Annotated in this window: 13 protein-coding genes; 12 read left to right on the top strand and 1 reads right to left on the bottom strand. The window is 53.3% G+C overall.

Annotation, left to right across the window (positions count from 1 at the left end; genetic code table 11):
* Positions 1 to 140 precede the first annotated feature (140 nt).
* A complete protein-coding gene (gene guaB / locus KU392_RS00380) occupies positions 141 to 1,601 on the top strand; it encodes an IMP dehydrogenase (RefSeq protein WP_217734265.1) in 1,461 nt (486 codons plus the stop codon).
* Between the two features lie 159 nt (positions 1,602 to 1,760).
* On the opposite strand, the gene KU392_RS00375 is transcribed toward guaB, so the two are convergent.
* Positions 1,761 to 2,486, bottom strand: coding sequence for an alpha/beta fold hydrolase (locus KU392_RS00375; protein ID WP_217734264.1), 726 nt, complete (start codon positions 2,484 to 2,486; stop codon positions 1,761 to 1,763).
* Positions 2,487 to 2,663: 177 nt separating this feature from the next.
* Between KU392_RS00375 and guaA the strand changes: the two genes are divergently transcribed.
* From guaA to KU392_RS00320, 11 genes are all read left to right on the top strand, one after another.
* Positions 2,664 to 4,256, top strand: coding sequence for a glutamine-hydrolyzing GMP synthase (gene guaA / locus KU392_RS00370; RefSeq protein ID WP_169294803.1), 1,593 nt, complete (start codon positions 2,664 to 2,666; stop codon positions 4,254 to 4,256).
* A 304-nt stretch (positions 4,257 to 4,560) separates the two neighbouring features.
* Positions 4,561 to 5,763 carry a tyrosine-type recombinase/integrase gene (locus tag KU392_RS00365; RefSeq protein ID WP_000954590.1) on the top strand — a complete coding sequence of 401 codons (1,203 nt, stop codon included), beginning with the start codon at positions 4,561 to 4,563 and terminating at the stop codon, positions 5,761 to 5,763.
* 147 nt (positions 5,764 to 5,910) lie between these two features.
* Entirely contained in the window at positions 5,911 to 6,132 is a 222-nt protein-coding gene (locus KU392_RS00360) for a helix-turn-helix transcriptional regulator (protein WP_001179606.1), read from the top strand.
* Between the two features lie 4 nt (positions 6,133 to 6,136).
* Positions 6,137 to 6,964, top strand: coding sequence for a helicase RepA family protein (locus tag KU392_RS00355; RefSeq protein WP_001162384.1), 828 nt, complete (start codon positions 6,137 to 6,139; stop codon positions 6,962 to 6,964).
* Positions 6,951 to 7,832, top strand: a complete 882-nt coding sequence (gene repC, locus KU392_RS00350; RefSeq protein ID WP_000743064.1) for a replication protein C, IncQ-type — start codon at positions 6,951 to 6,953, stop codon at positions 7,830 to 7,832. Before KU392_RS00355 ends, repC begins: the two co-directional genes overlap by 14 nt.
* A gap of 1,032 nt (positions 7,833 to 8,864) precedes the next feature.
* A complete protein-coding gene (locus tag KU392_RS00345) occupies positions 8,865 to 9,053 on the top strand; it encodes a FitA-like ribbon-helix-helix domain-containing protein (RefSeq protein ID WP_000024442.1) in 189 nt (62 codons plus the stop codon).
* A gap of 140 nt (positions 9,054 to 9,193) precedes the next feature.
* Entirely contained in the window at positions 9,194 to 9,973 is a 780-nt protein-coding gene (gene trbJ / locus KU392_RS00340) for a P-type conjugative transfer protein TrbJ (protein ID WP_000836966.1), read from the top strand.
* Between the two features lie 12 nt (positions 9,974 to 9,985).
* Positions 9,986 to 10,222: an entry exclusion lipoprotein TrbK gene (gene trbK, locus KU392_RS00335; protein ID WP_000718002.1), complete on the top strand. Its 237-nt coding sequence runs from the start codon at positions 9,986 to 9,988 to the stop codon at positions 10,220 to 10,222.
* A gap of 10 nt (positions 10,223 to 10,232) precedes the next feature.
* A complete protein-coding gene (gene trbL, locus KU392_RS00330; RefSeq protein ID WP_001405816.1) occupies positions 10,233 to 11,660 on the top strand; it encodes a P-type conjugative transfer protein TrbL in 1,428 nt (475 codons plus the stop codon).
* A 4-nt stretch (positions 11,661 to 11,664) separates the two neighbouring features.
* Positions 11,665 to 11,913 (top strand): hypothetical protein, encoded by a 249-nt coding sequence (locus KU392_RS00325; RefSeq protein WP_000213809.1) that lies wholly within the window; start codon positions 11,665 to 11,667, stop codon positions 11,911 to 11,913.
* Between the two features lie 63 nt (positions 11,914 to 11,976).
* The gene (locus KU392_RS00320) at positions 11,977 to 12,201 is read left to right on the top strand and encodes a type I toxin-antitoxin system ptaRNA1 family toxin (protein ID WP_000211355.1); all 225 of its coding nucleotides are present in this window, start codon (positions 11,977 to 11,979) and stop codon (positions 12,199 to 12,201) included.
* The last annotated feature ends 350 nt before the right edge of the window (positions 12,202 to 12,551 follow it).

Genomic DNA, 12,551 nt, shown 5'->3' with positions numbered 1-12,551 from the left:
ATGGTTGAAATGAATGCCCATTTGCCCAATTTGCAAGTCAATTGCGGGTTGGTAAATGGGTTTTTTTATGGCAATGTGCTCAATGGCTTGAGTGCATTATCCCTTAAGCGTATAATCTCGTTTTGCGCCCGGAGTCTTTCATGCGTTTAGTTCAAAAAGCGCTTACCTTTGACGATGTCTTATTGGTACCTGCGTATTCCAATGTGTTGCCACGCGACACCTCTCTAAAAACCAAATTAACCCGTAATATCAGCCTGAATATTCCGCTGGTGTCGGCCGCCATGGATACCGTCACCGAGTCACGCCTGGCGATAGCCATGGCACAGGAAGGCGGCATTGGCATTATCCATAAAAACATGACTGCCGATGAACAGGCTCGTGAAGTGGCCCGCGTCAAACGTCATGAGTTTGGTATTGTTATCGATCCCATTACTGTCACGCCTTCCATGACCGTTCGTGATGCCATCGAATTGCAAAAACAAAATGGTATTTCAGGTCTGCCAGTGGTTGAAAATGGCAAGCTGGTGGGTATTGTCACCAACCGTGACCTTCGTTTCGAAGACCGCTACGACGAACCCATCAAAAATGTCATGACACCGCAAGAGCGTTTGGTGACCATGCATGAAGGCAGTACGCTTGAAGAAGCACAAACCCTGATGCATAAACATCGTCTGGAACGCGTGCTTATTGTTAACGACAATTTTGAATTGCGTGGTTTGGCGACCGTCAAGGATATTGTCAAAAACACCGAACATCCTTTTGCCTGTAAAGATGCACAGGGTCAGTTGCGTGTTGGTGCTGCCGTAGGTGTGGGTGAGGGTACCGAAGAGCGCGTAGCCAAACTGGCTGCCGCTGGTGTTGACGTGATCATCGTGGATACCGCTCATGGCCATTCTCAAGGTGTGCTGGATCGTGTTCGTTGGGTCAAGCAAAATTACCCCAAAATTGATGTTATTGGTGGCAATATTGCTACGGCAGCAGCGGCTAAAGCCCTGGTCGAGGCAGGTGCCGATGGCGTGAAAGTGGGTATTGGTCCCGGTTCAATTTGTACCACCCGTGTTGTGGCTGGTGTCGGTGTTCCGCAAATTACCGCCATTTCAGAGGTGGCCAAGGCACTTGACGGCACTGGTGTTCCTTTGATTGCCGACGGTGGTATCCGTTATTCCGGAGACGTTTCCAAAGCCCTGGTTGCGGGTGCCTATGCCTGCATGATGGGTGGTATGTTTGCCGGTACTGAAGAAGCTCCCGGTGAGGTGGTTCTGTTCCAGGGTCGCTCTTACAAGTCCTATCGTGGCATGGGCAGTTTGGGTGCCATGGAAAAAGGTTCTGCCGACCGCTATTTCCAGGAAGCCTCCAGCAATACCGACAAACTGGTTCCTGAAGGCATTGAGGGCCGTGTTCCTTACAAAGGCAGTGTGTTGGCCATTATCTACCAATTGGTGGGTGGTATTCGCGCTTCCATGGGGTACTGCGGTTGTGCTTCTATCGACGAGATGCGCACCAAGCCCGAGTTCGTTGAAATCACCTCTGCCGGTGTTCGCGAATCTCACGTGCATGATGTGCAAATCACCAAAGAAGCACCTAACTATCGTGCTGACTAAGCGTGTTTAATACTGCTTAAGTCCGGCATTGTCGTTAAGGCAAAAACCCTTCCGTCATTTTTTCGGAAGGGTTTTTTATTGCTTGCGACCAGTAAATGCGCGTTTCCAAGGATGAATAACCCGTGTCCGAATACTGTGTCTCAAGGAAGCGTGGCTGGCTTAAAATGAAAGCAGTAAATCAGCCAGCAAGTGTGGATGGGTAAAGGGGGCAGCGTGAGAGGTAGGTAATTTCACGATGCTCCAGCCCTGCTGCTTTTTGGCCAGCGTATGTGACTGGGCAACCGGGTCATAAACCGGATTGGTGCATTTGTAATAGGTAACCGGTAAATAATTGCCAAGCGGGTGATGCAGTTCCAGCTTGCTGGCGTAGGTGCCAATGGGGTGGGGCGTAAGCAGGCCGGCAATGGTTTTTGTCGTGCTTTCGTCATCGGGGTAACCCAGCAATACCGGTCTTGGTGCCGGCAGGGCCATGCCATTGCATTGGGTCGCAGCAATGTTTTTCAGCTTTTCAACCGCTTTTTCGGGCAAGGTGTCAAAAGCGGATTGACCGTTTTCAAGCAGAAAACTGTCCAGGAAAATCAATTGCCGGATGTGTTCGGGAATCCTGTCGGCTACCCCGCTTATCACCAGGCCACCAAAGCTGTGGCCCAGCAATACCACATCGTTAAGGTTTTCCCATTTAAACAGGTTAACGATATCGGTAATAAAGGTGTCAAGATTAATGCGTTCACTGAGCAGGTGGGACTTTTCACCTAAACCGGTAAGCGTGGGGGTGTATACCCGATGACCCTGCTCGCGCAAGTGTTCGGCCAGTGTCTGCCACACCCATCCACCATGCCAGGCGCCATGTACCAATACAAATGTTGTTGGGGTAGATTTTGTCATATTGTCTCCTGTTGCTGCTGTTTATTTGTTTTTTTTGGGAAAAGAAGCGGAAAAGGGCGTACATAAATGTGTTTGAAGGACAAAATACATTCATTTCGTACAGGACAATACATTATAATTTACCCTTTATCCTGTCTGTGCTTTTTGCACAAATTGCTACATTTAATTGGTCTTTATATGCATCAACGTATTTTAATTCTTGATTATGGTTCTCAGGTAACGCAGCTTATTGCGCGCCGTGTTCGTGAAGCGGGTGTTTACTGTGAAATTCATCCTGGTGATGTATCTGAAGAATTCCTTAAAGAACAGCAGTCACAGGGTCTTAAAGGTATTATTCTTTCCGGCAGTCACTCTTCCGCGTACGATGAAAGTTCATTGAAAGTGCCTGCACTGGTTTTTGAGTTGGGTGTGCCTGTGTTGGGTATTTGTTATGGCATGCAAGCCATGGCCCTGCAGCTCGGAGGCAAGGTAAGCTGGTCCGATCATCGTGAATTCGGCTATGCCGAAGTCCGTGCTCACGGTCATACTGCGCTGCTTAAAGGCATCCAGGACTTTGAAACGCCCGAAGGCCATGGCATGCTGAAAGTATGGATGAGTCACGGTGACAAGGTGACCGAATTGCCCGAAGGGTTCAAGTTGATGGCCTCTACGCCGTCCTGTCCCATTGCCGGTATGGCCGATGAGCAACGTCATTTCTATGGGGTTCAGTTTCATCCTGAAGTCACCCATACGATTAAAGGGCAGGCATTGCTCAGTCGTTTTGTGGTGGATATTTGCGGTTGTGAAGGCGACTGGAACATGCCCGATTACGTCACTGAAGCGGTTGCCCGCATTCGTGAACAGGTGGGTGATGATGAAGTCATTCTGGGTCTGTCTGGCGGGGTTGACTCTTCGGTTGCCGCAGCGCTTATTCATAAGGCAATTGGCGATAAATTAACCTGCGTGTTTGTCGATCATGGTTTGTTGCGTCTGAATGAAGGCAAGCAGGTCATGGAGGTGTTGCATGAAAACCTGGGTGTGAATATCGTTCATGTCAATGCGGAAGCAAAATTCATGGGTGAGCTGGAAGGGGTTGCCGACCCTGAAGCTAAACGTAAAATTATTGGCCGTGAGTTTGTTGAGGTCTTCCAGGAAGAAGCCGGCAAGCGCAAAGATGCCAAATGGCTGGCGCAGGGCACCATTTACCCCGATGTGATTGAGTCAGCTGCCTCTAAAACCGGTAAAGCGGTTGCCATTAAATCTCACCATAATGTGGGTGGCTTGCCAGAAACCCTTAATCTGAAGTTGCTGGAGCCTTTGCGCGAATTGTTTAAAGACGAAGTGCGTGAATTGGGTATCGCCCTGGGCTTGCCGCATCATATGGTTTACCGGCATCCATTCCCCGGCCCAGGCCTGGGCGTACGTATTTTGGGTGCAGTCAAAAAAGAATATGCTGATTTATTGCGTCGTGCCGATGCGATCTTTATTGAGGAATTGCGTAACACCATAGACCCTGAAACGGGTCGTAGCTGGTATGACCTGACTTCACAGGCCTTTGCCGTGTTCCTGCCAGTCAAATCGGTTGGGGTAATGGGCGATGGCCGTACCTATGATTATGTTGTGGCCTTGCGCGCAGTACAAACTTCAGATTTCATGACGGCAGACTGGGCACCGTTGCCATATCCATTGCTGGCCAAGGTGTCCGGACGCATCATTAACGAAGTGCGTGGTATCAATCGCGTGGTTTATGACGTGTCCAGCAAACCGCCTGCTACGATTGAGTGGGAATGATTCCGCGTCTGGCACAGCCAGGCACCTGATGGCATGAAATGCCGCTAAGCCCGCGTAATTGCGGGCTTTTTTTTGTTTGTGTTTGGCACGATCTGGCAACGGGAGGAAGCGCCAAGCACCGTTTGAGCATGGCATTAAAGCTGGTATTATGGTTTGGCGATGCCATGATTGATGCCGATACCATGCTGCGTTCTTTTGTGTGTTCATGGTATTAATATTCTATAAGTTACTGTTTCGTAAGAAAAAATACGATAAATTCGAGATTTTTTCAGCATGGTATCGGAGACGAAGAAGGACAAGGTACATGCTGACCGATACCAAGCTGCGCAATCTCAAGCCCAGGGACAAACTCTACAAAGTGAATGACCGGGAAGGTCTCTATGTGGCAGTGACTCCAGCCGGCTCCATCTCGTTCCGTTACAACTACTCAATCAACGGTCGGCAGGAGACCATCACCTTTGGGCGTTATGGTGTCGGTGGCATCACCCTGGCCGAAGCCCGCGAGCTGTTGGGTGACGCCAAGAAGATGGTTGCGGCGGGCAAGTCGCCGGCCAAGGAGAAAGCCCGAGACAAGGCGCGGGTGAAAGATGCAGAGACGTTCGGTGCCTGGGCGGAGAAGTGGCTGCGTGGCTACCAGATGGCCGACTCCACCCGCGATATGCGCCGCTCGGTTTATGAGCGTGAGCTGAAGCCGAAATTCAGCAATCAGAAGCTGGTGGAGATCACCCACGAAGACTTGCGGGCGCTGGCTGATGCCATTGTTGAGCGAGGCGCACCGGCCACCGCCGTTCATGTGCGTGAAATCGTGTTGCAGGTATTTCGCTGGGCCATCGAGCGTGGGCAGAAGGTCGAAAACCCGGCAGAACTGGTGCGCCCAACAAGCATCGCTCGATTCGAGCCACGTGACCGAGCGTTGACGCCAGAAGAAATTGGGCTGATGTACCAGTACATGGAGCGAGTGGGCACAAGCCCAACAAACCGTGCGGCGGCCAAGCTGTTATTGCTGACGATGGTGCGCAAGAGCGAGCTGACCAATGCGACCTGGAGCGAGATCAATTTCAGCGAAGCGTTGTGGACGATTCCAAAGGAGCGGATGAAACGCCGTAACCCGCACCTGGTATTTCTGTCCCAGCAGGCTCTGGATATTTTCATTGCCATGAAAACCTTTGCCGGTGGTTCCGACTTCGTTTTGCCATCACGGTACGACTCGGATGCGCCGATGAGCGCTGCCACACTTAACCAGGTGCTGACGCTGACTTACAAGGCGGCGCAGAAAGATGGGAAGTCACTTACCAAGTTCGGACCGCATGATTTGCGGCGCACAGCCAGCACGCTGTTGCATGAGGCCGGCTACAACACCGACTGGATCGAGAAGTGCCTGGCGCACGAGCAGAAGGGCGTGAGGGCTGTCTACAACAAGGCTGAGTACCGCGAGCAGCGGGCGGCGATGTTGCAGGATTGGGCCGATATGATTGATGAGTGGACTTCGGGAGGCAGTAAGGGTTGATGTTTTTGCTATCTTTGATAGCATTGAAGTTGATGCCGTGAATTTATAAATAAGGCCGCCATTGGCATCGGGCAGGTCAATTACCGATTAGCTGCTTCGCGCAGCTACTCGATGAATAGCAACTATTCATTTGAGAGGTATTGACCCATGCAAAATATAAAGACCCTCATCAACAGGAAGAAGCTCCTGGAGATGATCCCGCTTTCGACACGAACAATTTATAACCTGGAGCAGCGAGGGGATTTTCCACGCCGTATCGCGTTAACCAGTAGAAATGTCGCCTGGGATTTGTCAGAGGTCGAAGAGTGGATTGAGGCACGTAAATCATCGGGTGATCAAGCTGCGCGACCTGGCCCTATAGAGGGCTAGTTATATGGCTCTTGATCTTATGGCGGCTTTCACGGAATTGCCGCCACCCATTGATTATGTTCTGCCTAATATGGTTGCTGGCACTGTTGGTGCTCTTGTGTCGCCTGGTGGGGCTGGTAAATCCATGTTGGCCCTTCAATTGGCTGCACAGATTGCAGGCGGGCCTGATTTACTTGAAATAGGCGAGTTTCCCACCGGGCAAGTGGTCTATCTGCCTGCTGAAGATCCACCGGCCGCTATTCACCATCGTCTGCACGCCCTTGGGGCACACCTCAGCGCAGCGGAACGGCAAGCCGTGGCTGATGGTTTGCTCATTGAACCCTTGATCGGTAAATGCCCAAACATCATGGCTGCTAGCTGGTTCGATGCTCTCAAACGAGCCGCTGAAGGTCGTCGCTTGATGATCTTGGACACTTTGCGGCGCTTCCACATTGAGGAGGAGAACGCTAGCGGGCCGATGGCGCAGGTTGTTGGGCACATGGAGGCCATAGCCGCTGATACAGGCTGCTCCATTGTGTTTCTGCACCACGCGAGTAAAAGCGCAGCCATGATGGGGTCGGGCGATCAACAGCAGGCCAGTCGTGGATCGTCCGTACTGGTTGATAACATCCGTTGGCAATCGTACCTATCCGGCATGACGCAAGGCGAGGCCGAGATACTGGGGGTCGATGATTGTCAGCGTGGGTATTTTGTCCGCTTTGGCGTCAGCAAGGCCAACTATGGCGCACCTTTTCAAGAACTCTGGTTTAGACGGCACGACGGCGGCGTGTTGAAGCCTGCTGTACTGGAGCGGCAGTGCAAGGTGAAAAGGAGACAGCGTGAAGAAGCCTAAGCATGACCTGACCCACGTCCGACATGATCCCGCGCACTGTTTGGCACCTGGCCTGTTCCGCAGCCTCAAGCGTGGCGATCGCAAACGCTGCAAGCTGGACGTGACCTACACCTTTGGCGAGGACGAATCCATGCGTTTCGTCGGATTCGAACCTCTCGGGGCCGATGATATGCGTCTTTTGCAAGGCATCGTGGCCCTTGGCGGCCCGAACGGCATCTTGCTAACCCCGGAACCGACCAGTGAGACGGGGCGACAGCTACGGCTATTCCTTGAACCCCGTTTCGAAGCCATTGAGCAAGACGGCTTGGTGGTTCGTGAGAGCCTGACCAAACTGCTCTCAGAAACGGGCATGACGGATAGCGGCGACAACATCAAGGCGCTCAAAGCCAGCCTGCTGCGCATGTCGAACGTCACCATCCTTGTGACGAAGGGACGGCGGCAAGCCGCGTTCCACCTGATGAGTCATGCTTTTGACGAGACGGACGGCAGGCTATGGGTTGCCCTGAATCCGCGTATTGCCGAAGCGATCCTGGGGCATCGTCCATATGCCCGTATCGACATGGCGGAAGTGCGGGTGCTACAGACTGATCCGGCACGGCTGATGCACCAACGGCTATGCGGCTGGATCGACCCCGGCAAATCCGGGCGCGTGGAACTGGACACGCTTTGCGGCTATGTCTGGCCAGATGAAGCCAATGCCGAAGCTATGAAAAAACGCCGTCAGACTGCCCGGAAGGCACTGGCCGAACTTGCCGCCGTGGGTTGGGTAGTGAACGAATACGCCAAGGGAAAATGGGAGATCAAGAGGCCTGGCCCCACGGCAACTGCACCCGTTTACCGTCGTAACGTTCCCTTGTTACCGTCGTAACGCTCCCCTTCTGCCGTCGTAACGTTCCCCGTCCCAATTTGGAAAACCCAGACGGTGCGCTGCTTTGCGGGCAGTTTGGGAAATCCATCCAAGATTATCTAAAGATAATCCATCATGCGCGGTGCAGCTCGCGCCTTGAGGGCGCGTTCTGACCTTGCCAATAAAGCCCTGGCGGGCTTTATCAATCGGCCATAGGCCGATGGTTTAACGCCAAGAAGAGAAGGCGGCTTCAGTGGCCGCTGAAACGCCTTGTGAGAGGGGAAAACAACCCGGAGTCCCTTATTCCATGAGCTGAAGCAGAATCTGCGTCTAACGGTGCTGGAGGGCCGCTGTGTGCACTTGTAGTTATCTGTACTGAAACCTTGGCTCGAAACGTGAAATGGCTAAGCAGTGCCCATTCGTTCGGTAAGAATAATAAGAAGATTATTATTCTTATTATTACCAAGCAGGAATGAGCCGTGTGTGTTGGACGCCCATAACCAGTAACCTGCGTGAAGGTGTCAACATCAGGAAAGGTTGCCCCTCAAGTATCAATACGTCGCCTTAGTGGTATGACGGGAGGGGAGGCAAATTTCTTGTGTTCATTGACACTTGAGGGGCGGGTTATGCCCTTCTTTTTTGGCGTCCAACTCGCCCCATCGGGGCGAATGGTTTGTGTCGATTGTTGGCATTTTAGGTTCCGATTTAAAGCCGATTGAGCAGCGATTTTGAAGCGACTATGTCGATTGCAGGCCGATTTGGTGACGATTACGGTTATGTTGCCAAGAATCGGTGTTTGTTTGACGATAAAACGCTTTACGTTCGATATGCGCTAGATTTTCAATAGTGGGTGAAATGCGGGCAGGATGGGTGAAGTTAGCTAACCGGCAAGCCGGTTATCTATCTTCACTGTCCCTTATTCGCGCCGGGGGCACTCAACGGGAATCCTGCCCTGCGGGGCTGATCGGCTACCGCCGGTTGCAAGAGTATAGGTCTTGCTATTTTTAATATCTTTGATAGCATGGTTGTCGGGTACACCAAAAGGGTATTGATATGGCAAATGTGCTTATCAGGAATTTACCCGCCGAGGTGCACCGTGCGTTGAAAGTTCGAGCAGCGCTCAACGATAGGAGCACCGACGCGGAAATACGCGAAATACTGACGGCGGCAGTACAGCCGCTAGAGCTTGAAGAGATTGGCCGGGAAGTTGGCTTGTCCGAAAGCGATAAAAAAACAGAGTAGTTTTACGTTTGTAAGTCCGGGCCTCAGCGCCAAGGGCAATACCGATCAGCTAGTGGCGTAGCTCTTCGATGAAACGTTGCCGAGAACAAGCACAACGCTTGGTCAAGGCAATGCCTTCTTTTCATCGACGGAGTACGACCATGAAGTCCAAAATTTTAGCGGCTAAAAAAACCGCTCTAGCCGTTGCACTCGCAACCGGCTTTATCACCACTACCACCGCCCCTGTGCAAGCTGGTATCCCCGTCATCGACGGCGGCAACCTGGCCCAGAACATCATGACGGCCATCGAGTCGGTGGCGCAGACGCTCAAGCAGATTGAGCAGTACCAGACCCAGTTGCAGCAGTACGAAAATCAGCTCCAGAACACGATGGCCCCAGCCGCGTATATCTGGGATCAGGCGCAGACTACGATCAACCGGCTGATTGCCGCGCAAAACACGCTGGCCTATTACGAGAACCAGCTAGGCAGCCTGGATCGTTACCTGGCCAAGTTTCAGGACGTGGCCTATTACCGCAGCTCGCCATGCTTCAACGGCAGCGGCGGATGCACGCCGGCCGAAAAGGCAGCGATGGAAGAGAACCGCCGCCTGGCGTCAGAGTCGCAAAAGAAGGCCAACGATGCCCTGTTCCAGACCGTTGCCGACCAGCAAAAGGCTTTGAAGGATGACGCCCGTACCCTGGAGCGGCTGCAAGGCGCGGCCCAGGGTGCAACTGGCCAGCTACAGGCCATCGGCTACGCCAACCAGCTCGCCAGCCAGCAGGCCAATCAGCTCTTGCAGATTCGCACCATGTTGACCGCCCAACACAACGCGGAGGCAGCCCGGATTGCAGCAGAACTCGATGCCGAGGCGCGAGGTGATGCCAGGGCCGAGCAAATGCGTACCTGGACGTTTCGCCCGAGTCCGGCAGACAACTACTAGGGAGGCGGTGAGATGAAAAAAATCTTTTTTACTACCGCGGCTACGTTGCTGTTGTTGGCTGGATGTGAACAGGAAAGGATGCCCGAACCAAATGCGGCGACGTGTGCCCCCGATGCGTTCCAGGCAGCACTGAATGAAATGCGCAGCGAAGCGAACCGAGAGGCCTTTACCGAGGAATGCAGAGCATTCCAGAAGGCCAAGCAGATGCGTCAGTGGGAGTTCAAGCCCAGCCCTAAAGATGATTATTGAGGTGGTCGCCATGAGAAAGAAAATTGCTCTAGGTGGCTTGATGATGGTCGCCACAATGGTGCTGGCTGAACCTGCAATGGCGCAGGAGCTAAGTAGCAGCGGTGTTATGAATGATGTGCTCAAGCGTTTTCATGATGCTGCCGCAACATGGGGGCCAGCTATTGAGTCCGCTGCATCGCGTTTGTTCTGGACGCTGGTTGTGATTTCGATGGTCTGGACATTCGGCATGATGGCTTTGCGCAAGGCCGACATTGGCGAGTTCTTCGCGGAGTTCGTTCGCTTCACGATCTTCACCGGCTTTTTCTGGTGGTTGCTGACGAATGCGAACCAGGGCATGAATATCGCCGGTACGATTGTTCAGTCATTGCAAACTCTGGGCGCGCAGGCGGGGGGACTTTCCAATAGCAATCTTGGGCCCTCCAGCATCCTTGATCTTGGTTTCGAGTTATACAACCGCACAGTACAGGCCACCTCGGAGCTGGGATGGCGGCAGATGGCAACTGCTCTGGTCATGGAGCTAATGGCCCTGGCTGTTTTGTTTGTCCTGGCGTTGATTGCGGTCAACCTGTTGCTGTTGCTCGCATCAGCCTGGATTCTGTTGTATGCCGGTGTGTTCTTCCTTGGCTTTGGTGGAAGTCGTTGGACTTCCGACATGGCGATCAATTACTACAAGACCGTGCTGGGCCTGGCCGCACAGCTTATGGCAATGGTGCTTCTGGTTGCGATTGGCAAAGAGTTCATCAATCACTACTACACGCAAATCAGCGAGAACATGGCATCCCAGGAACTGGCCGTGATGTTGGTTATATCGGTCATCTTGCTTTTCTTGGTCAACAAAGTTCCGCCGATGATTTCTGGTCTTGTGTCTGGTGGTGGTATTGGCGCAGCCGGTGGAATTGGAAACTTCGGTGCGGGTGCGGCAGTTGGGGCGGCGGTGACGGCGGCCAGTATGGCAACTGGCGGCGCTGCCCTGGCAGGTAAAGCGGTTATGGGTGCCGCAGCCGGTGCAGCCGGAGGTGCAAGTGCACTCCAAGCGGCTTTTCAGAAAGCATCAGCGAGTATGGAAACCGGCGGTGACATGTCCAGCATGGGGTCAGTTGTCAGCAGTGGCGGAAACGGTGGTGGTGAAGCGGGTACTGCTGGCAGTAGCCCATTCGCCCAAGCGGCTGGCTTTGGTGACAGCGGCAGTAGCTCAAGCGGTGGCGGCTTTGCCAAGGCCGCGAAGCTGGCCACAGGCACGGCCTCCGAGTTAGCCAAGGGTGTCGGCTCTCAAGTGAAGCAGGGATTCCAGGAGCGAGTGAGCGAAACCACAGGCGGAAAACTGGCTGCTTCGATACGCGAAAGCATGGAGCCGAAAGAAGCAAGCCAATCTGGCCAGTTCGAGGGCAATAGCTTGGGCGCCGATTCTGGCCCAGATAGTAACGAAGTCAGGAGTTAGCACGATGACGACATCAACATACATGGCCGCATTGGCGGCCCTGGATGAAGCGCCAAGGGAAGAAGTCAGCCAGGTATTTATTTCGCCGCTGGGTGATCAATCGACCGAGGTCGATGCAGAGACAGAAACAGCCGCTTTTGTATCACGGCCAGACCCTATGAGAGAGAGCGAAACTAAGCCGATAAGTATTGAGGTTAATGGCGGCAGGAATGAGCGGTCAGCATTCGCGGAGGCGGCGGGGCTGTACCTGTAGGCGCACCGGGCTGGCCACAACCAGCCCGGCACTTTCAATCAACACCTACTGGAGAGGTGAATTATGACAACACAACATATTATCGAACCAGGGCAAGCAGTGCATCAAGCAGCGGCTATTCTTTCTTCTTTGGAGTACATCAACCAAGCGGAAGCGCGGAGCCTTGGGCCATTGGCCGAAGCCGTCGCTAATGCTTTTATGGTGGTGTACTACCAAGCTGAAACGGGCCGGGCGACACAGGCTGATTTTCAAGAAGCAATGAACGCCTTGCGCCAAGCGTGCAGCTAATGACGAAAGGGCGGCCACTCGAACTGGCCGCCTTTTTCAATCTTCACTGTTTGGCCATTCCCGACCCACAGACGGCGCATCCATCCATTCGCGTTCCTCCGGCGGCAGCGGGTAAGCCCCGGATGCTTCCGCGTCGGCCAGTAGTTCGGCCAGTGTGTAGCGCACCCGACCAGTGGAAACGGCGCGGGCCGGGTCGGCCTTCTCATGCAGCCTGTTCTCTAGGTTCTTTGGGTCTGTCATCGGGCGACCTCAGCAAGCATGGATACTAGGTGTTCCAGGTCAGTGATCGAATGCGCCAGGAAGCGGCCGGCGCGGCAATCTGCAATCATTTCCTCAGTTTTTTCCTACTC

Origin of the sequence: Advenella alkanexedens (genome assembly GCF_019132845.1) — a bacterium.
GTDB lineage: Bacteria > Pseudomonadota > Gammaproteobacteria > Burkholderiales > Burkholderiaceae_B > Advenella > Advenella alkanexedens.
This window is presented reverse-complemented; position numbering and strand designations above follow the sequence as displayed.

Coding starts and splice junctions, on each gene's coding strand:
- guaB (WP_217734265.1), top strand. CDS start 141: ATGCGTTTAGTTCAAAAAGCGCTTACCTTTGACGATGTCTTATTGGTA.
- KU392_RS00375 (WP_217734264.1), bottom strand. CDS start 2,486: ATGACAAAATCTACCCCAACAACATTTGTATTGGTACATGGCGCCTGG.
- guaA (WP_169294803.1), top strand. CDS start 2,664: ATGCATCAACGTATTTTAATTCTTGATTATGGTTCTCAGGTAACGCAG.
- KU392_RS00365 (WP_000954590.1), top strand. CDS start 4,561: ATGCTGACCGATACCAAGCTGCGCAATCTCAAGCCCAGGGACAAACTC.
- KU392_RS00360 (WP_001179606.1), top strand. CDS start 5,911: ATGCAAAATATAAAGACCCTCATCAACAGGAAGAAGCTCCTGGAGATG.
- KU392_RS00355 (WP_001162384.1), top strand. CDS start 6,137: ATGGCTCTTGATCTTATGGCGGCTTTCACGGAATTGCCGCCACCCATT.
- KU392_RS00345 (WP_000024442.1), top strand. CDS start 8,865: ATGGCAAATGTGCTTATCAGGAATTTACCCGCCGAGGTGCACCGTGCG.
- trbJ (WP_000836966.1), top strand. CDS start 9,194: ATGAAGTCCAAAATTTTAGCGGCTAAAAAAACCGCTCTAGCCGTTGCA.
- trbK (WP_000718002.1), top strand. CDS start 9,986: ATGAAAAAAATCTTTTTTACTACCGCGGCTACGTTGCTGTTGTTGGCT.
- trbL (WP_001405816.1), top strand. CDS start 10,233: ATGAGAAAGAAAATTGCTCTAGGTGGCTTGATGATGGTCGCCACAATG.
- KU392_RS00325 (WP_000213809.1), top strand. CDS start 11,665: ATGACGACATCAACATACATGGCCGCATTGGCGGCCCTGGATGAAGCG.
- KU392_RS00320 (WP_000211355.1), top strand. CDS start 11,977: ATGACAACACAACATATTATCGAACCAGGGCAAGCAGTGCATCAAGCA.